Here is a 26,779-nt window from a genome sequence, read left to right as displayed (position 1 = left end):
CCGGTCAGCGCAGCGGACCCCGAGCGACGGCGTTCCGCATGTCGTCCGGGTCACCGGCCGGGACGTACTCCAGCCACCAGGTGGCGCCGGCCGCCGCCAGCTCGCCGAGGTACGCCCGCTCGGCCCGCTCGTCGTCACGCCGCCGCCGTCCGCCGATCGCCACGTCGAACGGCGCGCCGTCGGCCCGGGTCGGCGGCAGCGCGCCCACCAGGTCGCGCACCTCCTCCGGGGCGAAGTCGGACCAGCCGTCGGTGTCGGTGAGCTTGTACGGCACGATCCCGTCGGCCCGCGCGGCCCGGCGGAGCACCGCTGCGGCCTGGGTGCTGCCGCCCACCCACACCGGCACCCGGGGCGACTGCGCCGGCGGGGGCCGCAGCGCCACCCCGTCGGCCCGGTAGTGCCGCCCCACGTGCGCGACCCGCTCGCCGCCGAGCAGGGCGAGCAGCACGTCGAGGCCCTCGTCGAGCATCGCGGCCCGGACCTTCAGGTCGGTGGGCTCGCCGAAGGCGGCCCACCCCCGGTCGGCCGGGTCACCGACACCGACCGCGACACCCGCGCGGCCGGCGGAGAGGTGGTCGAGGGTGAGCACCTCCCGGGCCAGCTTCGCCGGGCGGCGCCGCGGCAGCCCGGTCACCGTGGTGCCCAGCCGGATCCGCCCGGTGCGCCCGGCGATCGCGGCCAGCAGCAGCCACGGATCGAAGGTGGGTGGGTCGTCGCCGGCGTGGTGGATCAGGTAGTCCTCCAGGAACACCCCGTCCCAGCCGGAGCGTTCGGCCAGCTCGCCGAGCTCGACCAGCAGGGACGCGGTGATGCCCGGGCCTCCGCAGCAGATCTCCAGTCCGTGTCGCATCCCCGCACCGTACGGAGGGGGCCGGACAGTCTCAGGTGCGCCGCCGGGCGCGGGCCGCCCAGATCACGTACGCCGGGTCACGGTCGAGGTTGTGCCGGTCCCGGTCGTAGCGGCGGGTGGTGCGCGGGTCGGCGTGACCCATCGCGTCCTGCACGTCCTCCAGCGGCACCCCCTCGGCGCGGGCGGTGGTGGCGAAGGCGTGCCGCAGCGAGTGCGGCGACAGCTTCGCCGCGGCCGGGATGCCGGCGGCCTGCGCCAGCCGGCGCACCAGGCGGAACACCGAGTGCCGGTCGAGGCGGCCCCCGGTGGCGGTGACCAGCAGCGGGCCGGTGAGCGCGTCCACGCCGACCCCCTGCGCGGCGGCCCGCTCGGCCAGGTACGCGTCGACGGCGTACGCGGTGCCTGGGGTGAGCGCCCGGCGGCGCGGCTTGCCGCCCTTGCCGACGAACCGGACGCTGCGGTGCCCCCGTTCGGCGCCCAGGTCGGCCAGGTCCAGCGACACCAGCTCCCCGACCCGCAGGCCGAGGTCGGCGAGCAGGGCGAGGGCGGCGCGGTTGCGGGCGGCGGTCGGGCCGCGTTCGGCCTCGGCGGCGGCCAGCAGCGCGTCCACCTCCTCCGGGGTCAGGCCGACGGTGGCCGAGTGGTCCCGGTCCACCCGGGGCCGGTCGGCGCCGGAGACCGGGTTGGCCTCGACGGCCCGCAGCTTGACCAGGAACTCGTACCAGCTGGACAGGGCGGAGAGCTTGCGGGCCACGGTGGCCGGGGTGAGCGGCCGCCCGGTCCGCGCGCCCACGGTGGACTCCAGCTGCCGGGCGTAGGCGTTGACGTCGAGGAAGTTGGCGAGCAGCGGGTCCAGGTCCCGACCGGCGCACCAGGTCAGCCAGCTCGCGATGTCGCGCCGGTACGCGTCGCGGGTGTGCTCCGACAACCGCCGGTTGCGCAGCCACGCCTCGGTGAAGTCGACCGGCCCGCCGGGCAGGGCGGGTCGACCCGCGGCGCGGGGCAGGACCGGGACGTCGGCACGGAACATGCGAAAAAGGCTCTCAGCCTTCGGGGCGATTGACCATGAGGCGCGCCCGACGGGATTGCGACACCGTTGCCCGGCGGCTGCGGGCGTTACCGTCGTCGGGTGCGCGCCAGCCGGCTGGTCTCCCTGCTGCTGCTCCTGCAGAACCGGGGGCGGCTGACCGCCCGCGAACTCGCCGACGCCCTGGAGGTGTCGGTCCGCACGGTCTACCGGGACGTCGAGTCCCTCGGCGCGGCCGGGGTGCCGGTCTACGCCGACCGGGGACCGGCGGGCGGCTACCGGCTGCTCGACGGCTACCGCACCCGGCTGACCGGGATGACCGCCGGGGAGGCCGAGGCCCTCGTCCTGGCCGGGATGCCCGGGCCCGCCGCCGAGCTGGGCCTCGGCTCGGTGCTGGCCGCGGCGGAGTTGAAGCTGCGTGCCGCCCTGCCGACGGAGCTGGCCGACCGCGGCGACCGGGTCCGGCAGCGCTTCCACCTCGACGCGCCCGGCTGGTTCCGCGACCCGGAACCCGTCCCGCACCTGACGGCGCTGGCCGACGCGGTCTGGGAGGACCGCCTGGTGCGGGTGCGCTACCTGCGGTGGCAGCGCCCCCGTGAGGTGACCCGGGTGCTCGCCCCGCTGGGAGTGGTGCTCAAGGCCGGCCGTTGGTATCTCGCGGCCCGCGCCGGTGACCAGCTGCGCACCTACCGGGTCGGGGCGGTGCAGCAGGTGACCGTCCTCGACGAGCGGTTCGACCGGCCGGCCGACTTCGACCTGGCCGCGTTCTGGGCCGACTGGACCGACCGGTACGAGCGCGGCGTCTACCGCGACGAGGCCCGCATCCGGGTGACGGCGGCGGCGCTGGAGTTCATGGCGTATGTGTTCCCGCCGGCGATGAGCCGCGCCGCCCGCGAGGCGGCGGGTGAGCCGGACGCGCAGGGCTGGCGGCACACGACTCTGCCGATCGAGTCGGTCCGGCACGGCCACACCGAGCTGCTCAAGCTGGGTGCCCAGGTCGAGGTGCTGGCGCCGGCCGAGCTGCGCGAGATGGTGGCGGCGACCGCGCACGCGATGGCCGAGCGCTACCCGCGCCCGGGGCCACCGGCGTGACGGCGGGGGTGAACCACCCCCGCCGTCGTCGGGCGCCCTCAGCTGGTGAGCTGCTTGTGCCCGTTGCGCTGGGCGGTGACGTTGATCCGGCGCGGCTTGGCGCGTTCCGCGATCGGGATGCGCAGCGTCAGCACTCCGTTGTCGTAGCCGGCTTCGAGGCGGTCGGTGTCGAGGGTGTCGCCGAGGAACAGCTGCCGGGTGAAGGTGCCCATCGGGCGCTCGGCGGCGACGAGTTCGACGTTCTCGCCGGTGGGGCGGTGGCGCTGCGCGCGGACGGTCAGCACGTTGCGCTCGACCGTGCACTCGATGCTGTCCGGGTCGACGCCGGGCAGGTCGAAGGCGGCGTAGAAGTGGTCGCCGTCGCGGTAGGCGTCCAGGTGCATCGTCGCCGGACGGCTGGTGGTGCCGAAGAACTGCTCGGCGAGCCGGTCGATCTCACGGAACGGGTCGGTACGCATCAACATGGTCGTGCCTCCTCGGTTCTCCTGGGCCGAAGGTGTCGGGTTGAGTCGAACCGACTCAACTTCCTCTCTTCTATTTAGCGCGTGAAAGGACCTACGTCAACCCGAAGCGCCTTTTCGAACCAGTGCTGCGCGTAGGGGCCGTCGTTAAAGGCGGGGATCTCGGCGTAGCCGTGCCGGGCGTACAGGGCGCGGGCCTCGACCAGGTCGCTGCGGGTGTCCAGCCGGATCCGGTCGACGCCGAGCGTCCGGGCGTGCTCCTCGACCGCCCCGATCAGCGCCGCTCCCCCGCCGCGGCCGCGGTGCCCGGGGTCGACGTACACCCGGGTCAACTCCGCCCAGCCGGGCCGCAGGCGCAGTCCCGCGCAGCCGGCCGGCGCGCCCTGCCGGTGGGCGAGCAGGAGCAGTCCGGTGGGGGCGACCAGGTCTCCGCTCGGGTCCTCGGCCATCGCCGACTCGACCTCGCCGGCCCGGCAGGGACGCCCGTGGTAGCGGCGGACCATCTCGTCGAAGTACCGCCGCAGCAGCGCGACGGCTTCCGGGTGGTCGGGGTGGGCCGGCCGGATGCTCCAGGTCGCGGTGCTCGTCACCCGTCGATCATGTCCGGCGGGTCAACCGGGTTTCGGCGGCGCCGGCGGCGCTCCAGCGGCGCCGCCGATCAGCGGATCAGCGGTGACGCGAGGGCAGCAGGGAGATCAGCACCGCCGCCACCGCCAGGTGCATCGCCCCGAGGGTCAGCTTCGCGCCGGTGGTGGCCTCGGTTCCCATGAGGGGGAGCAGGGAGAGCAGGGCCACCACCACGGCGAGGGCGATCCAGACGGCGGTCGCCCGACGCGGCAGGAAACGCTCGAGGACGGCCAGCGCCGCCCAGCCGACCAGCGCGGCGCCGAGGGAGAAGATGACGACCGGACCGATCCCGACGGTCATCTCCGGCTGTCCCGGGTTCTTGACGGTGTAGTCCACCCCGGCGATGGCGCCGATCACCCAGATCAGCACGCAAGCCAGAACGGCGCCGGCGACGCCGATGGCCCGGCGGCGCCCGGACGTGACGGTGGTGGCGGGTTGTGCGGTCGCGCTCATGGCAGCTCCTCGGTCGCGGGAACGAACAACGCGACCGTACCAGATAGTCTTGATCCGAACTATCTTCTACGGAACTAGCAGTCGGGGCGGTCCGATGGCCCACACGGACCGGTGCCGGCCAACCGGCCGGACACCAGGCTCTCGATCGACCGGAGCAGCACCGCGCGGTCGGCCTCGGGCAGCGCGGCGAGCACCTCCTGCTGGATCCGGGCGGCGATCTCCTGCGCCCGACCCAGGACCCGCTCCCCCTCCGGGGTCACCTCCACCAGGCGGGCCCGACGGTCGCTCGGCGACGGGAGACGCCGCGCCAGCCCCGCCGCCTCCAAGTGGTCCAGCGTGACCACCATGGTGGTCTTGTCGATCCCGCACAGCTCGCCGAGCTGCCGCTGGGTCAGGTCGCCGGGTCGCGCCCGCAGCAGCACGCAGTGCGCCCGCGGCGAGATGCCCAGTTCTCCCAGGCCCCGCGCGTGCTCGGCCATCAGGGCGTGGCTGGCCCGGGAGAGCAGGAACATCAGGTCCGGGGTGCCGCCGGGCGAGCAGGAGGTCATGCACCGAGGCTAACAAGATGGTCCGGAACGGGATCGTCTCCCCGACGGACGGTCAGGGGCCGGTCCGCCAGTAGATCCCCTGCTCGCGGGCGAGCAGCCCCTCGTCCACCAGAGAGCGTCGCAGGGTCACGTGGTCGGCGGTCCCGCCCTCGCACCAGCCGCGCAGCATCTCGTCGACCGCCCGCTCCGGGTAGCGCAGTCCGGGCTCGAACGACTCCACCAGGTGGGTGAGCAGCACCCGCCGACGGCCACGCTGGGCCGGCAGCGCGACCAGGGCGCCGTCGCGCAGGAACGTCCGCAGCACCCGGTCGGCGGGTTCCCCGGCCGCGCGGGGTGCGGCGGGCGCACGGGCGGCCTCGCGGAACCGGTCCGCGTCGACCCGCAGGTCGCCGTCGGCGCCGGTCACCAAGCCCGCCTCGGCCAGCCGGCGCAGCGCGGTGACCACCTGACGGGTGGACAGGCCGGTGCGCTCGGCCACCGCCGCGCTGTCGGCGCAGCCGAGCACGACAGCGGCGAAGACCCGCCGGCGTACGTCGTCGGCGAGCGCTCCCGCGAGGGTTCGGGTCGTCATGCCGATCACCCTGTCAGCGACGTACGGTCGCCGCCAGGTGTTTTCCCGGCGGCGGTGTCGGCGGCACGTTCCGCCTGCAGGGAGACCCGCCGGAGCAGGTCGGCCAGGACTCGCCGTTCCGCCGGGGTGAGCACCGCCAGCAGGCGGTGCTCCTCGTGGCCCAGCACGTCCATGGCCGCCCGCCAGCTGGCGTGGCCGGCGTCGGTGAGTTCGACGTCGACCCGGCGTCGGTCGACGGTGGACGGGATGCGGCGCACGAAGCCGCGCCGGAGCAGGGCGTCGACCCGGGCGGTGACCGAGGCGGGTGCCATCCGCAGGTCGTCGGCGAGTTCGGTCGGCGCGGCCCGGCCGCGCCGACCGGCCAGGGCGTGCAGGGTGTCGAACTCGTGAGCGGGCAGGTCCAGGTCGGCCAGCGACCGCTCCTTGACCGCCCGCAGGTGCCGGGTGAGGAAGGACATCCGGGTGACCGCTTTCTCGATGTCGGGGTCGAGGTCCGGCAGGACGGGCAGCCACCGTTCGACGTGCCGGTCGGCGCGGTCGCGGTCGGTCATGCGCCCACTGTACGACGACGTCGAATAATTCGTTGACGAAAGGTTCGGCATCGAAATACATTTCCAGGATGACCCACCCTCTGCGGCTCCCCGCCTTCCGGCTGCTCTTCCTCGGGCGCACCGTCTCCGCCGTGGGCGACGCCGTCGTGCCGGCCGCCCTCGCCCTCGCCGTGCTCCGCGCCACCGGCTCCACCGGCGCCCTCGCCCTGGTACTGGCCTGCGCGATGGTCCCCAAGCTGCTCCTGCTGCCACTCGGCGGGGTGGTCGCCGACCGCTTCGACGCCCGCCGGGTCGCCCTCACCACCGACCTGGTCCGCTGCGCCGCCCAGGTGGCCGTCGGCGTGGAACTGCTCGGCGCCGGCCCGTCGCTGACCCACATCGCGGTCGCCTCCGCGGTCGGCGGCACCGCCTCCGCCTTCGCCGTGCCCACCGCCTCCCCGCTGGTCGCCGGTACCGTGCCCGCCGACGGACGGCAGCAGGCCAACGCCCTGATGGGGGTCACCGCCAACGCCAGCCGGCTCACCGGACCCGCCCTCGCCGGCCTGCTGATCTGGGCCGCCGGCCCCGGCTGGGCGTTCGTCCTCGACGGCCTCACCTTCGCCGTCAGCGCCCTGCTGCTCAGCATGGTGCGGATCCGGCACGTGCCGGTGCCGCACCGCTCGATGCTCACCGACCTGGCACACGGCTGGCGCGAGGTGCGCAGCCGCGACTGGTACTGGACCAGCCTCATCGGCCACGGAGTGTGGAACGGCGCCGCCGCCGTGCTGGTGACCCTGGGCCCCGTCATCGCGACCACCCGGCTCGGCGGCGAGGGCGTCTGGGTGCTGATGTTGCAGGGCGGCGCCGTCGGCCTGCTGATCGGATCACTGCTGGCCGCCCGGGTCCGCCCCCGCCGGCCGGTGCTGATCGCCAACCTCGGCCTGGCCACGTACGCGGCGCCGTTGCTGCTGCTCGCCGTCGCCGCGCCCGCCCCGGCGGTCATCGCCAGCTACTGCCTCGCCCTGACCGCGCTCGGCTTCCTCAACCCGGTCTGGGAGACCGTCGTGCAGGAGCAGGTGCCACCGCAGGCACTCGCCCGGGTCACCTCGTACGACTGGCTGATGTCCCTGGGCGCGATGCCGGTCGGCTACGCCCTCGCCCCCCTCGCGGCGCACGCCTGGGGCGAGGCGACCCCACTGGTCGGCGCGGCGGTGCTCGTCGCGCTCTCCTGCGCCGGCACCGCCGCCGTGCCCGCCGTACGCCGGCTCACCTGGCAGGCCACGCCCGCGCCCAAGCCGATGGCCCCCACCGCGACCACCGGCTGACCGGTCAGAGCGGGTGCCCGGTGGTGGCGTCCACGTGGGCGGGGACCTCCTCGTGACGGTCACCGACACTCGACGTCCCGGACGGCTCGAACATCAGGATCGACGCACCCTGCGGAGAGGACGGACGGTGCGGCACCCCGCGCGGCACCACGTACACCGCGCCGCGCGGCAGCACCACCGTCCGCTCACCGGCGTCATCGCGCAACGCGATCCGCAGCTGCCCCTCGAGGACCAGGAAGAACTCGTCGGTGTCGTCGTGGGCGTGCCACACGTGCTCACCGGCCACCTTCGCGATCCGCACGTCGTAGTCGTTGACGCGGGTGACGACCCGCGGACTCCACAGCTGCTCGAAGCGGGACAGCGCCGCCGCCAGGTCGATCGGCTCATCACTCATCGACCCATCCTCACATCCGCGTGGCGCCGGGGGTCACAGGAACCGGTGCATGACGTGCAGGCCCACCCGCCCCTCGGTCGGGTGCGCGAACGCCTCCGGCACGGTGCCCACCACCGAGAACCCAAGCCGCCGGTACAGCTCGACGGCGGCGTGGTTCACCTCGACCACCGCGTTGAACTGCATCGCCGCGTACCCCTGGGCGCGGGCCCAGTCCAGCGCGTACTCGGCCAGGGCACGACCGACACCGCGACCGCGGGCGTCGGACGCCACCATGAAACTCGCCGTCGACACGTGCCCACCGGGCCCCGGCCGGTTGCGGCCCATCTTCGCCGTGCCCACGACCCGGTCACCGTCGACCGCCACGACGGTGAGCCCCGGCGCGGCCTCCACCCACACCTCACGCGCGACCTCCGACGGCCAGGCCGGGTCGTACGGGAAGGTGTCGCCCGCGCCGGTCACCTGCGCGAAGATCGGCCACACCGCCGGCCAGTCGGACTCCGTGAAAGCTCTGATCCGCATCCGGCGGACGCTAGCCACCCCGAGCGGCACGGACAACGGCATTTCCCGTCGCCGGTGACCCGGCGCGACAGCGTCGGCTATGCCGCGACCGCGATCACCAGCAATTCGCCGTCCGCACCCGCGCCCACCGGCTCGCCGTGCCAGCCGCCGTGAATCCGCTCCACCCGGAACCCGGCCGCGGCGAGGGACCCGCGCAGCTCCTGCTCGGTACGGAACCGCAGCACCGCGTCGCCGCGCAGCTCCCGGTCGGGAAAGCGGTAGTGACGGGTGAAGTGGACCAGGCCGCCCTCCACCGCGGTGACCTCCGTCCAGACCTCCACCTCACCGCCGTCCGGCAGGCGCAGCCGCCGGCGGGAGTCGACCGGGTTCCACCGCTCCCACCGCCGGTCGGCTGGATCACGGGAGTCGAACGCCAACCGCCCGCCGTCGACGAGCGCCCGCCGCAGCGCGCTCAGCGCACCGGCCCACTCGCCGTCGGTCACCAGGAACTGCGCGACATGGCTGGTCATCACCGCGACGTCGTACGCCCGCCCGGGCAACACCTCCGCGCCGCCCTCGATCCAGGTGACCCGTTCGGCGCCGGGCTTGGCGCGGGCGGCATCCAGGCAGGCGCGGGCCGGGTCGACGCCGGTGACGACGTGTCCGGCGGCAGCCAGGCCGAGCGCCAGCCGGCCGGTGCCGCAGCCGAAGTCGAGCACCCGCACGCCCGGGGGCTCACCGACCATCGAGAGGAAGAAGTCGTCGTCGCGACCCCACGGGCATTCGACGTCGTAGACCGCGACCAGGCGGGGATCGGTGAACTCCGCGTTGCGCATCGCCGCACCTTAGCGCCTGCGGAGAAAGTGCCCCTCGATGAGCGGACGAGCAAAAGAAACGGCAAGGAGATCATCTACTCCTTGCCACTTCCAACATATAGCAGACCGGGGGTCTTGCGGCAAGACCCGGGTCATGCCGCAGAATCTCCAGCCGCAGCCAGAAACTGCGGAAATCAAAAGACGCGGAGTACCCGAGGAATGTCGAAAAGCCAGTGGGGTTCTCGCGGTGCGGTTGCGGGACGTCGGCGCGGAGGCGCGGGTGTGCGCGCCGCAGCCGGCCGAGAGGCGACCTTTGTCGAACGGGGGTTTTCATGACTGACGTGATCGTGGTCGGCGGCGGACCGACCGGCCTGATGCTGGCCGGCGAGTTGCGCCTGCACGGGGTGCACACGCTCGTGTTGGAGAAGGAGACGAAGCCGACCAGGTATGTCCGCGCGCTCGGCCTGCACGCGCGCAGCGTCGAGGTGCTGGACCAGCGCGGCCTGCTGGAGCGGTTCCTGGCGCTCGGCCAGCGGTACCCGGTCGGTGGTTTCTTCGCCGCCATCGCCAAGCCGTCGCCCGACCGGCTGGACACCGCACATCCGTACGTCCTCGGCATCCCGCAGACCACCACCGACCGCCTGCTGGCCGAGCACGCCACCGAGGTCGGCGTGGAGATCCGGCGCGGCTGCGAACTGGTCGGGCTCAGCCAGGACGACCACGGGGTGACCGCCGAACTGGCCGACGGCACGCGGCTGCGCTCGCGTTACCTCGTCGGCTGCGACGGCGGCCGGAGCACGGTGCGCAAGCTGCTCGGCGTCGGCTTCCCCGGCGAGCCCACCCGGGTCGAGACGCTGCTGGGCGAGATGGAGGTGGCCGCCTCCCCGGAGACGGTGGCCGCCGTGGTGGCCGAGGTCCGCAAGACCCACCTTCGGTTCGGCCTCGGGCCCGTCGGAGAGGAGGTGTACCGGGTCGTCGTGCCCGCCGAGGGGGTGGCCGCGGACCGCACGACCGCGCCCACGCTGGAGGAGTTCCAGCGGCAGCTGCGGGCGTACGCCGGCACCGATTTCGGCGTGCACTCGCCGCGCTGGCTGTCCCGCTTCGGCGACGCCACCCGGCTGGCCGAGCGCTACCGGGTCGGCCGGGTGCTGCTGGCCGGCGACGCGGCGCACATCCACCCGCCGACCGGCGGCCAGGGCCTCAACCTCGGCATCCAGGACGCGTTCAACCTCGGCTGGAAACTGGCCGCCGAGGTCAACGGCTGGGCGCCGGAGGGGCTGCTGGACAGCTACCACGCCGAACGGCACCCGGTGGCCGCCGACGTGCTGGACAACACCCGTGCGCAGTTCGAGCTGCTCTCCCCCGAGCCGGGACCCCGGTCGGTGCGCCGGCTGGTGTCGGAGCTGATGGACTTCGAGGACGTGAACCGGTACCTGATCGAGAAGATCACCGCGATCGGGGTCCGCTACGACTTCGGAGAGGGCCATGAACTGCTCGGCCGGCGGATGCGGGACGTCCGACTGAAGCGCGGGCGCCTCTACGAGCTGATGCACGGCGGCCGTGGGCTGCTGCTCGACCAGATCGGCCGGCTCTCGGTGGCGGGCTGGGCGGAGCGGGTCGACCACGTCGTCGACGTCAGCGAGGAACTGGACGTGCCCGCGGTGCTGCTGCGGCCGGACGGCCACGTCGCGTGGGTCGGCGAGGACCAGCAGGATCTGCTCAGCCAGCTGCCGAGGTGGTTCGGCGCTGCCGTCGACTGAGCGCTCGGTCCATGCGGAAATTGTCATCTCCGGTATGCCGATGGATGGTCCGCACAGCTCTCGGGAATTGTCGCAGCGGCATCCGTCATGCTCGGTCACGGCCTCACCTTCTCCATGTTCGGAGTCGGTGTCCTACTGCTGGCCGTGGCTGCCGACTGAATCACGATCGGCGGTAGCGCCCGAAGATCGTCGCGGCGCGACGACGCCGATCGATCCGACGGGCCAGCGGTACAGCGGTACAGCGGTACAGCGTTCATTTTGAACGCGGCCCAGCCTGTCGCGCTGCGGACGCACCCCTAGGCGCGACACCGGTTCTGGCTGGACATTCGAGTCCTCACGTCTGTCGGGAGAGCAGCTGCCAGCCGCGCTGCTGCCAGGGCTCGTCCCGGCGCCGGAGTGCCTCGGCACGATCTTCGGCGGTGGACACTGCGAGCTCGGCCTCGTCCGCGCTCATCCAGCCGTTACGGCACGCCTGTTCGTACTCGTCCCAGTCCTCGATTTCGACACGGGAGTCCCGCTCGTGGAGCACCGGGTCCAGTTCGAGATCGACGTACCGCCAACCCGCCTCGGTGCTCTCCGGCGGGAGGCACACGTCGATCTCAAGTCGGCGATCGGCAGGGTCGTCGACCCACCACGCCACCCACGGACGGCCGGCCGGCCGGCCGCGAGCAGCACCAGGACGGGCACCGACAGTGCGCCACTGTCGTGGGGAGCGCCCCAGCGTGAGCCGGTCGGACCGCGCAGCCACGTCCCGGCGCGGTCGTGGAGGGCCTGCTGGAGGTCGAACCAGAAGACGCCGCCGGGGCGCTTGATCTTGCACAGACGTACGCTCCCGGTGTTCTCAACCGCGCCCATGGGAGCACGCTAGGGCAGATCGAGTCGTCGCGACCCGGCGTGAGCCGCCCCGTCGAACGCTTTAGCTCATGACCTTCCGACGACGTGGTGATCGAGACACCGTTCGCCGCGCCCTTCGACGACTGCGGCAACGTGATCGTGCACGAGACCGCTGAGCCCGAGGTCAGGCATAGGTGCTGGATCAGGAGCAGGCCACGGGCAACTGGTCGACGGGTCACGCGCACGGAACAGGCGGGGCGCGTACCGGGTCAGCGTCTGGGTGCCGATGTCACGACCTGTCCCGACAGGTGGACGATTCCCGCTGCGACCGGATCGGCCGTGGCCGCGGCACCGCACGGTGCTCGGTGGGTGGATCAGCCAGCCAGTCGACGATGGCAGCAGCTGTCCACGACTGCGCGTGGCTGCCGGCGGGCTCGCCGGTCTGCGGGTCGTAGTACTCCCCGAAGTTGCGATCCGCCACCATGGCGAGGGTCTGTTCCCGCCATCGATCCGCGAGCGCATCCTCGCCGTGCCGCCGCAGCGCCCACACGAACAGCCAGTTGAGGAATGGCCAGGTCGGGCCTCGCCAGTAGGTACGCGGTTTGAACCCCGGGTCGTCCGGCGAAACGGATGGCGGCACCTTGAAACGCAGTGAGGGGTGCTCGGCCCACCGTGGTCCGGCGAGGATCGCGGTCTGCTCACGCCGCACGGTCTCGTCCCCGCCGCAGAGCGCCACCGACCAGGACGCCACTGACTCGGCGGGGATCCAGGACCCGCGGATCTCGTCGAAGTCGCGGCACCGGCGGGTGACCGGGTCGAGGGTCGACAGGACCCCCTGCCGGGCGTGCTCGGCAAGCAGCCGTTGCTGGTCGGCGATGTCCCCGCGCCCGAGGCTGTCGGCCATCCGCGCTGTCTCATCGGCTGCGAGGGCCAGCACCGCGGTCATGAAGACGTCACGGACGCGGAAGGACACGACTTTTTCGATCATCTTGTCGTCGTAGCCGACCGACTTCATCTCCCTGACCAGCGTGAGGTAGCGCTGGTACTCCTCGTCGCTCGGCCGGTCGGCCAGATCGGTGACAACCTTTGTGTCGTGGCGGCGCAGTTCGACGAGCTCGTCGATGGTCACACCCGCGTACGCGGAGTCCCACCGCGGCGAGTTGTCCATGCCGGATTCCCAGCCATGATGAATCTCGATCAGCCCACGCCCCGACGGGTCGCGGATGTCGGTCAGCCACTGGTGCCACGCGACGATCTTGGGCAGATGCTCGGTGACGAAGGCCTCCGCACGGGCGGCGTCCGCGCCGCCCCGCGACCGGGCGATGTCGAGGATGCGTGCCAGGGCGATGGCGTGCGCGGGGGGCTGGCAGATTCCGCTGGTGAGCACCCCGCCGGGCTTGGCCCTGGCCGAGGTGGTTCCCCACACGTCCGGCCCGGGAAAATAGCCGGGCACGTCGGAGAAGACGATGTGCGGAATCATGCCGGTCGACCACTGCGCGTCGAAGAGGTTACGCAGCTCCAGCAGCGCCCGCTCGACGGACATGTGGGCCAGGCCAATGGAGATGAAGGCGGCATCCCACGACCATTGATGTGGGTAGAGCGCCGGTGCGGCCTTCACCATCCCGCCGAGGTCGTTGTCGCGCAGAACCCGCCGCGCCGCTTCATCCAACGTCGACGCGTCCAACACGAAGCTCCTGTCGTTCATACGCTTGTCAGCAGACCAAGCCCGGTCTGCGGGTCGTACAGCCGCACGGAGTCCGGGGCGAAGTGGAGGAGGACCGTCTCGCCTGGGGAGACCTGCTGGCTCGGTGGGATCTGGACCTTGAGGCTCTGGTCGGCCACCTTGACCGTTAGTAGCGTGGCGGCGCCCAACGGCTCGACGACGTCGACGACAGCGGAAACCAGGTCCGGCCTGTCCGCGGCGATGGAGATAGCTTCGGCACGGATGCCGATCCTGATCGGACCGTGCGCTACGGCCGCCGGTGCGGCGATGGAGGCGCCCTCACCGAGGACGACGCGGCCATCGGCTACCTGGCCATCGAGAAAGTTCATCGGTGGCGACCCGATGAACCCCCCGACGAAGGTGTCCGCTGGGCGGTCGTACACCTCCATCGGGTGTCCGAGTTGGGCGATCTTGCCGGCCTCCATCACCGCCACCCGGTCGCCGAGTGAAAGCGCCTCGACCTGGTCGTGGGTGACGTAGACGGTGGTCGTGCCGATGTGCTCGACGATCTTCTTCAGCTCGGCGCGAAAGTTGAGCCGCAGCAGGGCGTCGAGGTTCGACAGTGGCTCGTCCATGAGCAGGACGTCGGCGTCGACGACGATCGCTCGCGCCACGGCCACCCGCTGGCGCTGGCCGCCGGAGAGCTGTGCCGGGTAGCGGTCCAGGTACGGAGTCAGCTGGAGCAGCTCCGCCGCCCAGGCCACCTTCTTGGCGATCTCATCCTTGGGCATCTTTCGGGTCATCAGGCCGAACCCGATGTTCTGGCGTACGCGCCGGTGCGGGAACACCGCATACGACTGGAACACCATCGACAGGTTGCGCCGGTTCGGTGGCAGATAAGTCATGTCCCTGCCACCGATCGAAACCGCCCCGGCGTCGGGCAACTCCAGCCCGGCGATCATCCGCAGCAGCGTCGTCTTGCCGCAGCCGGACGGGCCGAGCAGGACCATGAACTCGCCGTCTTCGACGTGCAGGGAGATGTTCTTGGTGGCTGGCTCTGTGCCGCCAGGATAGGTTTTGACCAGGTTACGAATTGAGATGTCAGCCATGGTGGTCGTCCACTTTCGGTGTGCGGCGCGGGAGGCGGAGCCGGGTCATCGGATGGTGGTCCCCCACATGTTGATCAGGTACTTGCGCATCACCGCGATGAAGATCAACGCCGGGACGATGAGGAAGAAGCCGCCGGCGAAGCGGAAGGTCAGCGGGGAGTCGGACAGGGACGAGAGCACGGTGGCCGGCAGCGTCCGCTGGTTGAGGGTGAGGATGGTGGCGCCCAGCACCTCGTTCCAGCTCAGCACGAAGGTGAAGATCGAGGCAGCCGAGATCCCGGGCAGCGCGAGCGGTAGGACGACGCGGCCGAAGGCACCGAGCGGCCCGCAGCCGAAGATGCGGGCCGCTTCCTCGACATCGACCGGGACCGCGAGGAAGACGCTCGCGGTGACCAGGATCGTCGTCGGCAGCGTCAGCGCCGTGTGCAGCAACACCACGGCCAGCGGCGTGTCGTACATGCCGACGTTGAGGAACAGTTCGGCCAGCGGCACCGAGAGCACGACGATGGGCAGCGCCCGGGTGAAGAGCAGGAAGAGTTGGTACTGGTCACGGCCCTTGAAGGCGTACCGGGCGATGGCGTATCCGGCCGGCGCGCCGACCACGAGGGAGAGAGCCAGCGTGCCGACGGCGACGATCAGGGAGTTGATCAGACCAGCACCGACACCGGTCGAGCTGAGGAAGGTTGACATCGTCTCGACCGAGAAGGCGGTCGGCAGGAACCGCAGCGGAAACTCGTTCATGGCGGCTGGAGAGGAGAATGCCGCGACCGCGATCAGATAGAACGGCACGACCATGAACAGGCTGACCGCGACGCACGCCAGTTGAAGCAGCAGGCGGTTGCGCTTGAGCCGACGGAGCGGCCTCAGATCGACGGGTACGTCGTCGGACTGTTCGGTGCGCGAGGGTGCCAGCGTGCTCATCGGGCCGCCCCCTCTGTCCCGTCGCGTAGCACTCGCAGGTAGAGGAACGCCGCCGCCATCGATACGAACATGACGACGAGCGCGAGCGCCGAGGCGACATTCGGGTTCTGCAGCGCGGTGTAGAACCGGTAGGTCTCCCCGACGAGCAACGGGAAGTCCTGGCCGGTCAGGGCCTGCGCGACGGCAAAGGTCTGGAAGGCGAGGATCGTCCGCAAAATCAGAGCCACCTGCAGGCTCGGCTTGAGCAGCGGCAACCAGACGTGCCGCAGCCTCGTCCAGTAGGTCGCCCCGAAGACGTTGGCCGCCTCGTCGTAGTCCTTGGGGATTCCCTGCAGGCCGGAGACGACGATGACCATGACGAGCGACGTCGCCCGCCACAGCTCGGCGACGAGGATCGCCGTGAACTGCGACGTCGGGTTGGTGTAGGAGAGCCACGACACCGGGCCGACACCGATCGTTGACAGGGCCGAGTTCAGGTACCCGTTGTCGGTGAAGATCGCAAGCCAGACCAGACCCGCGGCCAGGTCGGAGACGGCGATCGGCACCGCCCAGAGATAGAAGTAGAGACCGTGGCCCTTTGGCCGCTGATGCAGCAGCAGCGCCATGACGATGGCGAGCACGAACTGCACAGGCAGCAGAACGACGATGAGGAGCAGCGTGTTCCGCACGGCGGGCCCGAACTGGCCGTCGCCGACCATCCGCTCGAGGTGGTCGAGGCCGAGCCCGTCCGGCGACTGGAACGCCTGCAGGATACCGGCGACCATCGGCCACGCGAAAAGCAGCAGCATGAGGATGATCGACGGGGAGATCAGCAGCAGCGCCGGCGAGAGCCGGCGCGATCGGCTGGCACGACCTCCCCGCTTCCCTTCTCGTACCAGTTGCGTCCTGGTCATGGCTCAAGCCACGCTGCAGGTCTGACCCGCAACCGCCTTGTCCGGCGTCCAGCATGGAACCTGGGCCTGGTCGAGGATGCCCTGCAGGATCTTGGCCTGGGCGCCGAGCACCGCTGCCGGCTCCTTGCCGTCCTTGCAGATCTGCGCGAAGCAGTCCTTGTAGACCTGTGACACCTCGCCGTCGCGCTTGCCCAACCCGACCGGCGGCACGGCGACGATGGCGTTGGACGCGTTCTGCTGCGCGCCCACGGCCTTTGCCTCGAGGCTGACCGCCGGCGGTAGGTCCGTTGGGAGCTCGCCCTTGACGACCGGGAAGAACGCGTTCTGCCGCAACGTCTCCGCTTGGGCCGGTAGTTGCGACAGCGCGGTCATGACCTTGGTGGCCTGGTCGAGGTCGGCACCCCTGGGTACACCGAAGCCGGCGACGACGAGCATGTAGCCCTGCCCCTTGGGGCCCGTCGGGGAAGGCAGCATCACCCAGTCGTCGGGCTTGTCCTTGGGAGCATTGACCAGACGGGCCACGTGGTCCCAGCCGACGAGAACCTCCCCGCGTGCCATCGGTTCCTGCAGGTTGTCGTAGTTCGTCGACGCGGGGTTCATGTTCGCCCAGAGTTCCTTCATGTACTTCCAAGCCGTGACCGCGTCGGCGGATGCGAATCCGGTGACCTGTCCGCCGGTGAAACTCGGCAGCAGGAAGCCCTGGAAGAAGCGGTGATAGAGGCCCTTGGGCCCGGCGGGGAAGCCGAAGACCGCCTTGCCGGTGGCCTTCCTGGCGTTGATCGCCCACTGGAGGTACTGGTCGTAGGTCAGTTTGTTCTGGTCGGCACCCGAGGGCAGGTACGCCAGCGTCGACTTGTGCGCCGCCACCACGTAGGTGGCCTGCATCCACGGGATGTACTTCACCGTGCTGCCACCGAGCGTCGCCAGCGACCAGAGGTCGTCGGAGATGCCGGCGGAGGACAGTTGAGACTTGACGGTGTCCAGGTCTTCCAGGTTGTCGGCGAGGGTGGCGAGGTCACCGTGCAGGCCCCCCACCAGGCCGATGCTGACCTTGTTCGCCTTGACCTGAGCGGAGACCTGCGTGACGACCTCCCCGGCCGTCATGGAGTTGTAGGCGATCTTGAAGTCCTTGACATGCGTCGAGAGGATCTTCTCGTATCGCTGCTTTTCTTCGATCGGCGTGAACTGGGTGGAGATGAAGGTGAAGTCTCCACCGCCGGACGTGCTCGCGCCCTGACAGCCCGACAAGGACCCGGCCAGGAAAGGCATCGCAGTCACCCCGAGACCGAACTTGAGGGCTGTGCGCCGGGAGAGGGGCCTGTCGTTGATCGAAGACATGAAGACCTCCACTTGGTGGGTGTCGTCCTCGACACCCTTCTGTCAGGCTGCTGAACATAAGTGCCGTCCTCATGGTCGTCAAGGGTTGCGGGGGGTTGTAACGTCTGTATCCATGCACGATCCGCCACGGCTGCAGGCTGCCGCCGCCCCCGCGGGAGTGGCATTGTCCGCCGGTCGGTTGCTGCACCTCATCCGCAGCGAGTCCGGGGTGACCCGTGCACAGTTGTTGGCCCGCACCGGCATGTCGCGGACCACCCTGACCGAACGCCTCGAGCAACTCACCGCCGCCCGCTTGATCCGCGAGAGCCGCAGCACCGATCCGACCGGCGGTCGACCCGCGAAGATCATCGAGTTCGACGCCGTCGACAAGGTCGTGCTGACCATCGATCTCGGGCACACTCACGCCCGGGTGGCGGCCGTGTCCATCGCCGGGGTTCCCCTGGCGGCGACCGAGATCGCCGTGAAGGGCAGGTCGCCGTCGGAACTCGTGCTGACTGCATTGATCAAGGCAGCTGAGAAGGTACTGCAACGGTCTCAGGGTTGGGAGGTTGTCGGCATCGGCTTCGGCGTGCCCGCTCCGGTCGTGCAGCAGGGGCAGACCCACTGGGACAGCTCACCGATGCGCGGCTGGTCCGAACGCCTCATCTCCGACACCTTGCAGGGGCGGTGGCCGGTCCCCCTCGTTCTCGAGAACGACGCGCGCGCGTTGGCCATCGGCGAGGACAGCTTGATGTCCTCCACCGAGTCCGGTGCGGACATCCTGCTGGCTGTCAAGTTCGGCTGGGGTATCGGCGCAGGAGTAGTGATGGACGGCCAGCCCCTGCGGGGTTCGACCGGCGCGGCCGGCGACATCGGTCACACCCGTGTGACGAGGGACGGCCCACGCTGCCGGTGCGGCCGACGCGGTTGCCTCGCCGCGTACGCCTCTGGGCGAGCGATTCTGCGGCAGCTGCGGCATCGCCGTGTGACCAGCCTTTCTGATGTGGTGACGCTGCTGGACGGTAAGGATCCCGAGGTGACGGCCACCGTACGGCGCGCGGGTGAAGCGATCGGGCATGTCCTCGGCGGGCTACTCGCCTGCATCAATCCGTCCGTCGTGGTCCTCGGTGGGCTGCTCGGACACCATCCACTGGTCGTGCGGTCCGTCCGTGCCGAGGTGAAGAACAGCACCCTGCCCCGGGTGATCGAGCGGACCAGCATCCAACCCAGTCGTCTCGGGGAGGACGCCGGCACGATAGGAATGGCCCGGCTGGTGGTCCAGTCGCTCTACAGCCCGGAGGCCGTGGACAGCCGGCTAAGGCTGCCGACAGAGTGATCTAGCTTGATCTTCAACATGCGGTGAGCGAGCTGCTCAGCACCTGGACCGCGTGGCGTACGTCCTCTGGGGCCGGAGTCGACCGCGATGGCGAGCCGATCGAGCGAGGCGCTGCTCCGGGCTCAACGCCCAGGACCTCGGTCGGCAGCGACGCGTTCGCGGCCAGTCGCAGCCCCTCGTCCTCGCCGGTCGTCTCGATCATGACGAGGCAGAGCGCACAACAGGATGGCCGAATTCGGAAGGCCACCGGCCGCCGCCAACATGGTGATCGCCGCCGGGTGGGATTGCCTCGACCGGCTACGCGGCTGGTTCGAAGCAGGTCACCGACGCCGGCTGAGCCGGGATCGTCAGAACGCCGTTACCACCACGAACTCGCCGTCGTCGCCCGCACCCACCGGCTCGCCCTGCCAGCCACCGTGGATGCGCCGCGCCCGGAAACCCGCCTCGGGGAGCGAGTCCCGCAACTCCCCCTCGGTACGGAACCGCAGCACCGCCTCGCCGCGCAGCCCGCCGTCGGCGAAGCCTCAAAAAGTGTTGGGTAACCGGGTAGTTACTTCTGCTTGAGTTCGTCGTCAAGGCGTCGGGCTGCCTCGGTCTCGATCGGGCCTTGCGGCTCGACGTCCTCACCGGCCAGGCGTGCGGCCATCAACCGGATCACCCTAGCTTGATCATCGCTGGTCATCCATGGTGGATATGGCCAAATGTCAGTGCCTGTCGATACGGTCCCCACATGATTGACAGCAGGGTGTGCAAGAGGTGCCGGAAGGTACGAAGCGTTGAGTCATTCGTAGGAACTTCCGGGCGGCCCACCAACTGTTGTGCCCCGTGCCTCGAGCGTGGCCGGGCGGTCAACCGCTCCATTCGCGACCGGCTGGGACCCTCCGCGGTGCGAGCGATGAACCTGCGAACGAAGTACGGGATCACTCAGGAGGAATACGACGCCCGGCGAGCGGCGCAGGACTATCGCTGCGCGATCTGTGGCGTCCACGAAGACGACATCCCGGCGTCGACGGCTGGCCGGCCACGCATGGACGGCAAGGCGACCGCCACTGCCGTACGGCTGGTCGTCGATCACTGCCACTCATCCAAGCGCGTACGAGGACTCCTCTGTACGGGATGCAACTCGGCCCTGGGCCACTTCAAGGACTCGTCCGAGACCCTCACCGCGGCCCTGCGCTACCTCCGTGAAGCCTAATCCCTATCCGTGAGGTAGGAAAATAACAGAACAGACATTATGGTGTATCGAGGTTTTGCCCCTTATGTCCGTGCGTATTAACGAATTACTGGCAATAGTTATCCAGTAATCGTTGCGAGGGGCGCGGCGCGCACGGCGTCGATGAGCGGCGCGGTGGGACGGCGATGGTCGCTTCGCAGCCGAGTTGGCGAATCGGCTCCGGCGTGGTGGCGAGAGGTTGGCGAGTTCTCAAACGACATGGCGAGCGGGGCCCGAGCAGCTGCCGCGCATCGTCAGGCGGGCGCGTGTCTCAGCATGAGATCCGCCTGGAGTCTTGGAAGTCAGCTCAGGTCAGTTGGGAAGCAACGACATCTGGTCCACGCGCCCCGGTCAGGGCCGCAGCCAGCGATCAAACCAGGCGCGGGTCCGGCGCAGAACGTCGAGTTGGTGGTTGCGTTCCCGGATCGAGTGGCCCTCTCTCGGGTAGATCACGAACTCGTGCTCGACGTCGAAGTGGCGCAGCGCCCGGTGGAGGTACACGGCCTGTCCGAGGGGAACGTTGGTGTCCTCGGCGCCGTGCAAGATGAGCACTGGAGTGCGGATGTGGCTGGCAAAGGAGATCGGGCTGACCGCGTCATGCGGGTGTGGGCCGATGCCGGACCAGCCAGTGCTGCCACCGAGCGCGGCTTCGAACTGGCCGTTCTCCCCGGTCGCGGCGAGCATGCCCCAGTCGATGACGCCGGCGCCGACCAGCGCGGCGCGGAAGCGGTCGGTCTGGCCGATGGCCCAGGCGGACATGAAGCCGCCGTGGCTCCAGCCAGCGATGCCCAGCCGGTCGGGGTCGGCGATGCCCTCGGCGATGAGCAGGTCGATGCCGGTCAGGATGTCGGTCCACTCCTGCTGTCCGACCCGGCCGGCGACGCTGGCGGCGAACTGGTGGCCATGGCCCTGGCCGCCGCGCGGGTTGGGCAGCAACACCGCGTAGCCGGCGGCGGCCAGCCACTGCGCGCTGGGGAACCAGAACAACTGGCAACGATCTGCGTAGCGATCATACGGGCCTCCGTGCACGATCGTGACCAGCGGGAATGGGCCTTCCGATGCGGTTCTTTCGACCGGCAGTACGAGCAAGCCGTCTAGGTCGAGGCCGTCGGCGGCGCGGTAGGCCAGCGGTTGTTGCGTGCCGAGTGCGATGCCGTCCAGTTCCGGGCGGGTGTTGGTGATTCTTCGCAGCGGCCCGGTTGGCGGTCCGATGTGAACGTCCGGGGGTTGATAGCGGGTGCCGGTAAGTACCGCGATTTCTTCGCCGGTAGGGGTGGTGGTGAGGTTGTCGAGGCGTCCGGGGTGATGCGACAGGGTCGTGAGGTCGGTCGGGTCGAGCCGGGCCAGGGTCGTGTTCAGGCCATCGGCGAACACAACCAGCGGGGCGGCATCGGTCTGGCAGAGTTCGGTGGGGCACATCGAGAGACCAGCGGTGCGGTTGCGCAGGACGCGGCTGTCCACGGCCAGGTCGAACACGGCAGTGCCGGCCTGCAGGACCGGTGGGGTGAGCGCGATGTAACCGAGGTGCCAACCGTCCTCGCCGGGCCACCAGGCCAGAGATCGTGCGTCTGCCCCGACCGGTCCGAGGTTCTCTGCAGTTCCGGTCGTGGGGTCGAACAGGTGCAGTTGGCCGGTGCGCGGGCCGTAGTCGTTATCGGCGCTGGCCCCGGTCAGCACGGCGAATGGGCCGCCGTCGGGACGTTGCCGCAGTTCCACGACGTGCCGGTCACCGAACACATTCGGGGTGGTGACCCGGCCGGTGCGCAGGTCGAGCAGGCGCAACCGGGCACGCGGTTCGCGCTCGCCGACGACAATGGCGTCGTCGCGCTCCCGGGCGCGGCGCGCGTCCTGCTCGTTGGGTTCGTCCTCGGCGAGCAGAGCGACCAGATTGGGGTCGGTGAGCGGCAGGTGGTCGATGACGCCGGCGCGCCAGTTGGTCAACGTGGTCATCGTGCCGGCGGCGAGGGTGAGCCCGTGCAGCTGCGGGGTACCGCGGTCGGCGCGGTCGGACAGGAAGAACAGCGTCTCCGAGTCGGCCGACCAGCGTGGCCGGGACTCGGTTGCGGTGTCGGTGGTCGCCCGGCGCGACGCGACGGCGCCATCGGTGTCGACGAGCCAGAGTTCGGTGTCGAGGTGGTCACCGGTCCGGCTGATGGGAGCGAGGACGTAGCAGAGCAGGCGCCCGTTCGGGGCGAGCGCCGGGGTCTGCGGGTCACGACCATCGACCACGAGCTCGGCGGTCAGACCTGTCATGCGATCAGTCTGCCAGCCTCAAAGGGCAACACGCGATCGATCCAGTGCTGGATCAGTGCACTGGCGAGTTCTCATTGGAAGTGGCGAGGATCGATGTCCCGATGCATCGAGCGCGGCGTGTCGGGCAAAGGCCTGTCCGACTGGCAGGATCAGGTAATCCAACCGTCTTGTATTCGCGTTGATGGTCGGTCCAGCAATCACGGTGAGTCACGCCGATCCTGGTGCTGGTGGGCCAGTTCTGCAGCCAACGATAAGATCTGACGACGCGGCGGCCGACCTGGATGCCGGGCTGACAGTGATGGTGATAGTTGAAGCCCTTGGCCGGCCGGTGCCGGTGCGGGGGCCGGGCGCGCGTGGGTTAGTGCGGCGGCGGCCGTTCGGGCTCATGCTCGTGGGATAGGTATCGCCGCGCGGTGTGGATGCTAGAAACGCATCATGGCAATCTCCCCAGTGCTCATACCCAGCCCTTTCCTCGGTCCGGCGGTGTGGGCGCCTGTCGCCTCGGCGCTGCGATCTGATTTCGGGGTCACCGCGGCGGTGCCGGCGCCGCCCGACCCGGCAGCATCCTCGCCGGCGGCGGTCCTGGCGGCGATCGAGAAAGGGCTTCCCGACTCTGACGATCTGGTGCTCGTGCCACACAGCAACGCGGGTCTGTATATCCCTGCGATCGTGATGACGCGTCCGGTGCGCGGCGCCGTCTTTGTGGACGCCGTTTTGCCGCCGGCGAGGGGTGGCGTGCCTGTGGCACCGGCCCGCCTGAGGGACATGCTCCGTGATCGCGTGGGCCCCGACGGCAATCTGCCGCCGTGGACGCGCTGGTGGCCGGAGGAGTCCGTGGCCGGGTTGTTCCCCGATGCCGAGACGCGTGCCCGGGTGGAGGCAGAGCAGGCGCGGGTGCCGTTCGAGTACCTCGCCGCCCGGGTGGACCTGCCTGGCGGGTGGGATGCGGTCTCGGCGGGATACCTCACTTTCGGTGACACCTATGCGGAGGAGCGAGAGGACGCCCGAGCCCGTGGTTGGCCGGTGCGCAGGATGCTGGGGGGTCACCTGCACATGCTGCGCGACCCAGTGGGTGTCGCGACGGAGATCATGGAGCTAGCGACGTCGTTCTAGCGAGGATCATCGTAACGGCTGTAGCGGCTCCAGCTTCCGCCTGCCGCGGCGTGGTGCCGGTGAGCGGTGTGGTGGTGGAAGCCGAGGGCCTGGGCGACGACCGGCGCCGGTGCTTGGAGCACGAGCTGGCGAAGGGCGGCCAGGCGGCCCGGGACAGTCGGGACGCCGAGATCGCGGATGAGCGGGGCGATCGTGGCGGTGGTCAGCGGTTGGCCGGCGCGGCGGCCGGGGAACAGCCAGCGGGCCTCGCGGTTGGCGGCAGTGCGCATGTTGGTCCGCTGGCCGCGCAGGGCCAGTACGTATTGGACGGGTTGCTGGGCAACGAGACCGACCTACCCGTGTTCGAGCACGCCACCGACACCCACGGCGCGACCCTGGCCAACTTCGCCCTGTTCGATCTGGTCGGCAAGCAGCTCTCGCCGCGCATCCGCGACCTCGGAAAGATCACCCTCTATCGGACCGGAGCGAACGCCGACTTCCTCGCCCGCTACCCGCGGGCCGGCGGCCTGCTGACCCGCCGCCTGAATACCGACCTGATCACGAGCACCTGGGACGACCTGCTGCGTGTCGCCGCCTCGGTGCAGGGCGGCCACGCGACCGCGGCGCTGGTCGTCGGGAAGCTGTGCTCCTCCAAACGACAGCAGAACGCGCTGACCAGCACGATCAAGGAAAATGGCGCCTTGCGCCGCACGGTCTATGCCGCCCGCTACCTGGCCGACGAGACCTACCGGCGGCGCATGCCCGGCAGCTGAACAAGGGTGAGAACCTGCACGCCCTGCGCCGCTGCCTCGCGTACGCCGGCGAGGGAGCGCTGCGGCGCTGCCACCACGAGCAGCAGACCGAACAGATGTGGTGCCTGACCCTGGCCACCAACGCGATCGTCTGCTGGTCGACCGAGTACCACGGCCTCGGCGTGACCGCCCTGCGCCGGACCGGTCGCGACGTCGACGACGAGGTCCTGGCGCACATCTGGCCCACCCACCACGAAAACGTGCACTTCTACGGCACCCACTCCGTCGATATCGACGGTGAACTCGCCCAACTCGACACCGACGGCTACCGACCGCTGCGGCTGGCCGAGGTCGCTCCGGCAAACAGCTGACCGACAACCTCCGTGAGCGGTGGCCTTTCCTCCGACGCCGCCGCTCACGGAGAGGCTCTGGCTCACTCTTAGTGGACTCGTCACGGGTGGTGACGAGCTGCCGAGAGCCGAGCGCGCGTTGTCTGCGGCAGTTGCGGACGTTCTTGATCGGATGGTCATGCCACAATCCCCACCCATGCACGAGATCGTTACCGCGGCGCTGGTTCGCAAAGGCCGAGTCCTACTCGTCCACCGAAGTCCGAACCGCCGCGCCTACCCGGATGTATGGGACCTGCCCGGCGGACACGTCGAGCCAGGCGAGACAGAGCTGGCTGCGCTCACCAGGGAGATGCACGAGGAACTGGGCGTGCAGATAGCAGCAGGCTCGGCGATCCATCTGTGTCGGCTGGACGCAGGCGGCGGAGAGGACTCCATACGCCTCAGCGCCTGGCTTGTCGGCGAGTGGGAGGGGACACCGACAAACGTCGCTCCCGATGAACATGACGAGATCGGTTGGTTCCGGCCTGAGGAGTTGCCTCCGCTCGCCCACAAACTTGTAGGCCCGGCGGTGGTGCAAGCGATACGGGGCGCCCGCGCCTGAACTTCAACCTGCTGTCATCGGCACAAGCGCGCACCGATCTGCCTACCCTCAACCGGTGGGGATCCACGGAGAGTGACTCGATTCCCGGCCTCATCGGCGGCGCCGGCGCCACGGTGTCGGCGGCCTCGAGTTGTGGTGCTGGTTCGGCGAGGCAGTCGCAGTGGGCCCAGACGGTCTTACTCGACCGCCTCGCCAAGGTTGACCGTCCGGGTGAGGTCTCAGCTGAAATCTCTCGTTTCAGAGTCAGCGCTCGATCTCTCGGTTGATAGTCTGCCGCGGTGCCGATCATCATCCGCCTCGCCGCTTCGTCCGACACGCCATGACGCCGAATCCGCGCCGCGCCGTCCGCGCGATCATCCTCGACGGGGACGACCGGATCCTGCTCTGCCGGTTCGTCTTTCCTCATCCGGCGGTGCCAGAGAAGGCGAAGGCCGTTTGGGCGGCCCCAGGCGGCGGCATCGAAACCGGCGAGGACCAGCTGACGGCCTTGCGCCGTGAACTGCGTGAGGAGACCGGTCTGGTGGTCAGCGCCGATCCACCGCACGTCTGGCACCAGGAAGTCGCGGCCGCCGACCATGCGCCGGGCTCCGACGGCATCATCAACGACTACTTCCTCATCCGCGCGACCCATTTCCAGCCCCGCGGTGAGTTGACCGACGACCAACTCGCTGCGCAGGAGAACCTGGCTGGGTTCCGGTGGTGGCACCTCTCGGAGATCGCTGGCTATACGGGATCTGAGCTGTTCTCGCCCCGCGACCTCACAACACCCTTGACAGCGCTGCTCACAACGGGGACGCCGGACCAGCCGGTCCAACTCGGCCTCTAGCAAGTTCCGGGTGTGCGATCACACGTACCTGTGATCAACCGCGTTCGAGCTTTCATCAGCGAGGCGCCGCCGTCGACGCGTTCCTCGACCGGTTCCGCGATGACCCGGGCACCCAGGCCACCTACACCGAGACCCTGCGCCGGCTGCGCGAGACCGTCGGCGACCAGCTGCCGGTCGCCGCGCTCACCCCGGAGATTTACGAGCAGACGATGACCCGCTGGGACCACGGCGCCGCGAACACCTGGAACAAGCACCTGTCCGCGCTGACCTCGTTCACCGCCTACTGCCGCCGCCAGGACTGGCTGACCACCGACCCCGGCCGGCGCCTGGAACGCCGCAAGGTCACCCGGACCCGGGACAAGGCCATCCCGCGATCACGGCTGGAGCGGCTGTTCACCGACGACCGCAACCTGCTGCGCGAGCGGGTGCTGTGGCGGATGCTCTACGAGCCTGCGCCCGCGCCGAGGAGATCCTCGGCCTCGACGTGCCCGACCTCGACATGGAGTTCCGCCGCGCCCTGGTCGTCGAGAAAGGCGGTGACCGCGCCTACGTGCACTGGGAGACCCCAACCGCACGGCTCCTGCCCCGGCTGCTGGCCGGCCGCGCCGCCGGGCCGGTGTTCCTCGCCGACCGACGCGCACCCGCCGCCGGGCGCCGCGCTCCGGCCC

General features: G+C 70.1%; 28 protein-coding genes and 2 pseudogenes. 10 read left to right on the top strand and 20 right to left on the bottom strand.

Features of this window, described 5'->3' with window-relative positions:
* Positions 1 to 4 precede the first annotated feature (4 nt).
* Together V6U79_RS22500 and V6U79_RS22495 are read right to left on the bottom strand one after the other, a co-directional pair.
* Positions 5 to 850, bottom strand: a complete 846-nt coding sequence (locus tag V6U79_RS22500) for an LLM class flavin-dependent oxidoreductase (RefSeq protein ID WP_334615709.1) — start codon at positions 848 to 850, stop codon at positions 5 to 7.
* A gap of 31 nt (positions 851 to 881) precedes the next feature.
* Positions 882 to 1,880 (bottom strand): tyrosine-type recombinase/integrase, encoded by a 999-nt coding sequence (locus V6U79_RS22495; RefSeq protein WP_334615708.1) that lies wholly within the window; start codon positions 1,878 to 1,880, stop codon positions 882 to 884.
* Positions 1,881 to 1,979: 99 nt separating this feature from the next.
* On the opposite strand from V6U79_RS22495, the gene V6U79_RS22490 reads away from it, so the two are divergent.
* Positions 1,980 to 2,969: a helix-turn-helix transcriptional regulator gene (locus tag V6U79_RS22490; protein ID WP_334615706.1), complete on the top strand. Its 990-nt coding sequence runs from the start codon at positions 1,980 to 1,982 to the stop codon at positions 2,967 to 2,969.
* A gap of 38 nt (positions 2,970 to 3,007) precedes the next feature.
* Here the strand turns inward: V6U79_RS22490 and V6U79_RS22485 are convergent, their stop codons facing one another.
* From V6U79_RS22485 to V6U79_RS22460, 6 genes are all read right to left on the bottom strand, one after another.
* Positions 3,008 to 3,433 carry an Hsp20/alpha crystallin family protein gene (locus V6U79_RS22485; protein WP_334615705.1) on the bottom strand — a complete coding sequence of 142 codons (426 nt, stop codon included), beginning with the start codon at positions 3,431 to 3,433 and terminating at the stop codon, positions 3,008 to 3,010.
* 74 nt (positions 3,434 to 3,507) lie between these two features.
* Positions 3,508 to 4,020: a GNAT family N-acetyltransferase gene (locus V6U79_RS22480; RefSeq protein ID WP_334615704.1), complete on the bottom strand. Its 513-nt coding sequence runs from the start codon at positions 4,018 to 4,020 to the stop codon at positions 3,508 to 3,510.
* A 76-nt stretch (positions 4,021 to 4,096) separates the two neighbouring features.
* Complete coding sequence (locus tag V6U79_RS22475) at positions 4,097 to 4,510, bottom strand: DUF6069 family protein (protein WP_334615703.1); 414 nt, start codon at positions 4,508 to 4,510, stop codon at positions 4,097 to 4,099.
* Positions 4,511 to 4,584: 74 nt separating this feature from the next.
* Positions 4,585 to 5,058, bottom strand: a complete 474-nt coding sequence (locus tag V6U79_RS22470; protein WP_334615702.1) for a MarR family winged helix-turn-helix transcriptional regulator — start codon at positions 5,056 to 5,058, stop codon at positions 4,585 to 4,587.
* A 52-nt stretch (positions 5,059 to 5,110) separates the two neighbouring features.
* Complete coding sequence (locus V6U79_RS22465) at positions 5,111 to 5,629, bottom strand: DUF2087 domain-containing protein (RefSeq protein ID WP_334615701.1); 519 nt, start codon at positions 5,627 to 5,629, stop codon at positions 5,111 to 5,113.
* Between the two features lie 5 nt (positions 5,630 to 5,634).
* Positions 5,635 to 6,180, bottom strand: coding sequence for a MarR family winged helix-turn-helix transcriptional regulator (locus V6U79_RS22460; protein WP_334615699.1), 546 nt, complete (start codon positions 6,178 to 6,180; stop codon positions 5,635 to 5,637).
* 68 nt (positions 6,181 to 6,248) lie between these two features.
* Between V6U79_RS22460 and V6U79_RS22455 the strand changes: the two genes are divergently transcribed.
* Positions 6,249 to 7,484, top strand: a complete 1,236-nt coding sequence (locus V6U79_RS22455; RefSeq protein ID WP_334615697.1) for an MFS transporter — start codon at positions 6,249 to 6,251, stop codon at positions 7,482 to 7,484.
* A 4-nt stretch (positions 7,485 to 7,488) separates the two neighbouring features.
* On the opposite strand, the gene V6U79_RS22450 is transcribed toward V6U79_RS22455, so the two are convergent.
* From V6U79_RS22450 to V6U79_RS22440, 3 genes are all read right to left on the bottom strand, one after another.
* Positions 7,489 to 7,878, bottom strand: a complete 390-nt coding sequence (locus V6U79_RS22450; protein WP_334615696.1) for a cupin domain-containing protein — start codon at positions 7,876 to 7,878, stop codon at positions 7,489 to 7,491.
* A gap of 33 nt (positions 7,879 to 7,911) precedes the next feature.
* A complete protein-coding gene (locus V6U79_RS22445; RefSeq protein WP_334615695.1) occupies positions 7,912 to 8,397 on the bottom strand; it encodes a GNAT family N-acetyltransferase in 486 nt (161 codons plus the stop codon).
* A gap of 77 nt (positions 8,398 to 8,474) precedes the next feature.
* Complete coding sequence (locus tag V6U79_RS22440) at positions 8,475 to 9,212, bottom strand: class I SAM-dependent methyltransferase (protein WP_334615694.1); 738 nt, start codon at positions 9,210 to 9,212, stop codon at positions 8,475 to 8,477.
* 311 nt (positions 9,213 to 9,523) lie between these two features.
* Between V6U79_RS22440 and rox the strand changes: the two genes are divergently transcribed.
* The gene (gene rox / locus V6U79_RS22435; protein ID WP_334615693.1) at positions 9,524 to 10,951 is read left to right on the top strand and encodes a rifampin monooxygenase; all 1,428 of its coding nucleotides are present in this window, start codon (positions 9,524 to 9,526) and stop codon (positions 10,949 to 10,951) included.
* Between the two features lie 334 nt (positions 10,952 to 11,285).
* Here the strand turns inward: rox and V6U79_RS22430 are convergent, their stop codons facing one another.
* The 6 genes from V6U79_RS22430 to V6U79_RS22405 form a co-directional block, all read right to left on the bottom strand.
* On the bottom strand, positions 11,286 to 11,699 hold the full coding sequence (locus V6U79_RS22430) for a ribonuclease FAU-1 family protein (protein ID WP_334615692.1): 414 nt from the start codon (positions 11,697 to 11,699) through the stop codon (positions 11,286 to 11,288).
* Positions 11,700 to 12,074: 375 nt separating this feature from the next.
* Positions 12,075 to 13,469 carry a glucosylglycerate hydrolase gene (gene ggh / locus V6U79_RS22425; RefSeq protein WP_334615691.1) on the bottom strand — a complete coding sequence of 465 codons (1,395 nt, stop codon included), beginning with the start codon at positions 13,467 to 13,469 and terminating at the stop codon, positions 12,075 to 12,077.
* 17 nt (positions 13,470 to 13,486) lie between these two features.
* Positions 13,487 to 14,557: an ABC transporter ATP-binding protein gene (locus tag V6U79_RS22420; protein WP_334615690.1), complete on the bottom strand. Its 1,071-nt coding sequence runs from the start codon at positions 14,555 to 14,557 to the stop codon at positions 13,487 to 13,489.
* Between the two features lie 45 nt (positions 14,558 to 14,602).
* The gene (locus V6U79_RS22415; RefSeq protein WP_280838699.1) at positions 14,603 to 15,478 is read right to left on the bottom strand and encodes a carbohydrate ABC transporter permease; all 876 of its coding nucleotides are present in this window, start codon (positions 15,476 to 15,478) and stop codon (positions 14,603 to 14,605) included.
* Positions 15,475 to 16,371 carry a carbohydrate ABC transporter permease gene (locus V6U79_RS22410; protein WP_334615689.1) on the bottom strand — a complete coding sequence of 299 codons (897 nt, stop codon included), beginning with the start codon at positions 16,369 to 16,371 and terminating at the stop codon, positions 15,475 to 15,477. Before V6U79_RS22410 ends, V6U79_RS22415 begins: the two co-directional genes overlap by 4 nt.
* A 3-nt stretch (positions 16,372 to 16,374) precedes the next feature.
* Positions 16,375 to 17,709, bottom strand: coding sequence for an ABC transporter substrate-binding protein (locus V6U79_RS22405; protein ID WP_334615688.1), 1,335 nt, complete (start codon positions 17,707 to 17,709; stop codon positions 16,375 to 16,377).
* A 112-nt stretch (positions 17,710 to 17,821) separates the two neighbouring features.
* On the opposite strand from V6U79_RS22405, the gene V6U79_RS22400 reads away from it, so the two are divergent.
* Positions 17,822 to 19,024: an ROK family transcriptional regulator gene (locus tag V6U79_RS22400; protein ID WP_334615687.1), complete on the top strand. Its 1,203-nt coding sequence runs from the start codon at positions 17,822 to 17,824 to the stop codon at positions 19,022 to 19,024.
* 347 nt (positions 19,025 to 19,371) lie between these two features.
* On the opposite strand, the gene V6U79_RS22395 is transcribed toward V6U79_RS22400, so the two are convergent.
* Entirely contained in the window at positions 19,372 to 19,515 is a 144-nt protein-coding gene (locus V6U79_RS22395) for a hypothetical protein (protein WP_334531330.1), read from the bottom strand.
* A gap of 59 nt (positions 19,516 to 19,574) precedes the next feature.
* Positions 19,575 to 19,706, bottom strand: coding sequence for a hypothetical protein (locus tag V6U79_RS22390; RefSeq protein ID WP_334615686.1), 132 nt, complete (start codon positions 19,704 to 19,706; stop codon positions 19,575 to 19,577).
* Positions 19,707 to 19,919: 213 nt separating this feature from the next.
* Between V6U79_RS22390 and V6U79_RS22385 the strand changes: the two genes are divergently transcribed.
* Complete coding sequence (locus tag V6U79_RS22385; protein WP_334615685.1) at positions 19,920 to 20,219, top strand: endonuclease VII domain-containing protein; 300 nt, start codon at positions 19,920 to 19,922, stop codon at positions 20,217 to 20,219.
* A gap of 369 nt (positions 20,220 to 20,588) precedes the next feature.
* Here the strand turns inward: V6U79_RS22385 and V6U79_RS22380 are convergent, their stop codons facing one another.
* The gene (locus V6U79_RS22380; protein ID WP_334615684.1) at positions 20,589 to 22,490 is read right to left on the bottom strand and encodes a S9 family peptidase; all 1,902 of its coding nucleotides are present in this window, start codon (positions 22,488 to 22,490) and stop codon (positions 20,589 to 20,591) included.
* 435 nt (positions 22,491 to 22,925) lie between these two features.
* Here V6U79_RS22380 and V6U79_RS22375 point away from each other — a divergent pair, with 435 nt between their 5' ends.
* The 5 genes and pseudogenes from V6U79_RS22375 to V6U79_RS22355 all read left to right on the top strand — a co-directional run.
* Complete coding sequence (locus V6U79_RS22375; RefSeq protein WP_334615683.1) at positions 22,926 to 23,603, top strand: hypothetical protein; 678 nt, start codon at positions 22,926 to 22,928, stop codon at positions 23,601 to 23,603.
* 281 nt (positions 23,604 to 23,884) lie between these two features.
* A pseudogene (locus tag V6U79_RS22370) lies at positions 23,885 to 24,705 on the top strand (Tn3 family transposase); the annotation flags it as partial.
* A gap of 175 nt (positions 24,706 to 24,880) precedes the next feature.
* Positions 24,881 to 25,285 carry an NUDIX domain-containing protein gene (locus V6U79_RS22365; protein ID WP_334615682.1) on the top strand — a complete coding sequence of 135 codons (405 nt, stop codon included), beginning with the start codon at positions 24,881 to 24,883 and terminating at the stop codon, positions 25,283 to 25,285.
* A 319-nt stretch (positions 25,286 to 25,604) separates the two neighbouring features.
* Entirely contained in the window at positions 25,605 to 26,111 is a 507-nt protein-coding gene (locus V6U79_RS22360) for an NUDIX hydrolase (protein ID WP_334615681.1), read from the top strand.
* A gap of 209 nt (positions 26,112 to 26,320) precedes the next feature.
* Positions 26,321 to 26,779 (top strand): annotated as a pseudogene (locus V6U79_RS22355) (hypothetical protein); the annotation flags it as partial.

Source organism: Micromonospora psammae, assembly GCF_036902725.1.
GTDB lineage: Bacteria > Actinomycetota > Actinomycetes > Mycobacteriales > Micromonosporaceae > Micromonospora.
Note: the sequence above shows the minus strand (reverse complement) of the source record. Positions and strands in the feature narration are given on the sequence as shown.

Excerpts from the sequence above, each read along its gene's own strand:
- V6U79_RS22495 (WP_334615708.1), bottom strand. The coding sequence starts at position 1,880 with ATGTTCCGTGCCGACGTCCCGGTCCTGCCCCGCGCCGCGGGTCGACCC.
- V6U79_RS22470 (WP_334615702.1), bottom strand. The coding sequence starts at position 5,058 with ATGACCTCCTGCTCGCCCGGCGGCACCCCGGACCTGATGTTCCTGCTC.
- V6U79_RS22445 (WP_334615695.1), bottom strand. The coding sequence starts at position 8,397 with ATGCGGATCAGAGCTTTCACGGAGTCCGACTGGCCGGCGGTGTGGCCG.
- V6U79_RS22450 (WP_334615696.1), bottom strand. The coding sequence starts at position 7,878 with ATGAGTGATGAGCCGATCGACCTGGCGGCGGCGCTGTCCCGCTTCGAG.
- rox (WP_334615693.1), top strand. The coding sequence starts at position 9,524 with ATGACTGACGTGATCGTGGTCGGCGGCGGACCGACCGGCCTGATGCTG.
- V6U79_RS22420 (WP_334615690.1), bottom strand. The coding sequence starts at position 14,557 with ATGGCTGACATCTCAATTCGTAACCTGGTCAAAACCTATCCTGGCGGC.
- V6U79_RS22465 (WP_334615701.1), bottom strand. The coding sequence starts at position 5,629 with ATGACGACCCGAACCCTCGCGGGAGCGCTCGCCGACGACGTACGCCGG.
- V6U79_RS22410 (WP_334615689.1), bottom strand. The coding sequence starts at position 16,371 with ATGACCAGGACGCAACTGGTACGAGAAGGGAAGCGGGGAGGTCGTGCC.
- V6U79_RS22440 (WP_334615694.1), bottom strand. The coding sequence starts at position 9,212 with ATGCGCAACGCGGAGTTCACCGATCCCCGCCTGGTCGCGGTCTACGAC.
- V6U79_RS22415 (WP_280838699.1), bottom strand. The coding sequence starts at position 15,478 with ATGAGCACGCTGGCACCCTCGCGCACCGAACAGTCCGACGACGTACCC.
- V6U79_RS22400 (WP_334615687.1), top strand. The coding sequence starts at position 17,822 with ATGCACGATCCGCCACGGCTGCAGGCTGCCGCCGCCCCCGCGGGAGTG.
- V6U79_RS22475 (WP_334615703.1), bottom strand. The coding sequence starts at position 4,510 with ATGAGCGCGACCGCACAACCCGCCACCACCGTCACGTCCGGGCGCCGC.
- V6U79_RS22460 (WP_334615699.1), bottom strand. The coding sequence starts at position 6,180 with ATGACCGACCGCGACCGCGCCGACCGGCACGTCGAACGGTGGCTGCCC.
- V6U79_RS22405 (WP_334615688.1), bottom strand. The coding sequence starts at position 17,709 with ATGTCTTCGATCAACGACAGGCCCCTCTCCCGGCGCACAGCCCTCAAG.
- V6U79_RS22380 (WP_334615684.1), bottom strand. The coding sequence starts at position 22,490 with ATGACAGGTCTGACCGCCGAGCTCGTGGTCGATGGTCGTGACCCGCAG.
- V6U79_RS22390 (WP_334615686.1), bottom strand. The coding sequence starts at position 19,706 with ATGACCAGCGATGATCAAGCTAGGGTGATCCGGTTGATGGCCGCACGC.
- V6U79_RS22385 (WP_334615685.1), top strand. The coding sequence starts at position 19,920 with ATGAACCTGCGAACGAAGTACGGGATCACTCAGGAGGAATACGACGCC.
- V6U79_RS22500 (WP_334615709.1), bottom strand. The coding sequence starts at position 850 with ATGCGACACGGACTGGAGATCTGCTGCGGAGGCCCGGGCATCACCGCG.
- V6U79_RS22455 (WP_334615697.1), top strand. The coding sequence starts at position 6,249 with ATGACCCACCCTCTGCGGCTCCCCGCCTTCCGGCTGCTCTTCCTCGGG.
- V6U79_RS22485 (WP_334615705.1), bottom strand. The coding sequence starts at position 3,433 with ATGTTGATGCGTACCGACCCGTTCCGTGAGATCGACCGGCTCGCCGAG.
- V6U79_RS22365 (WP_334615682.1), top strand. The coding sequence starts at position 24,881 with ATGCACGAGATCGTTACCGCGGCGCTGGTTCGCAAAGGCCGAGTCCTA.
- V6U79_RS22375 (WP_334615683.1), top strand. The coding sequence starts at position 22,926 with ATGGCAATCTCCCCAGTGCTCATACCCAGCCCTTTCCTCGGTCCGGCG.
- V6U79_RS22360 (WP_334615681.1), top strand. The coding sequence starts at position 25,605 with ATGACGCCGAATCCGCGCCGCGCCGTCCGCGCGATCATCCTCGACGGG.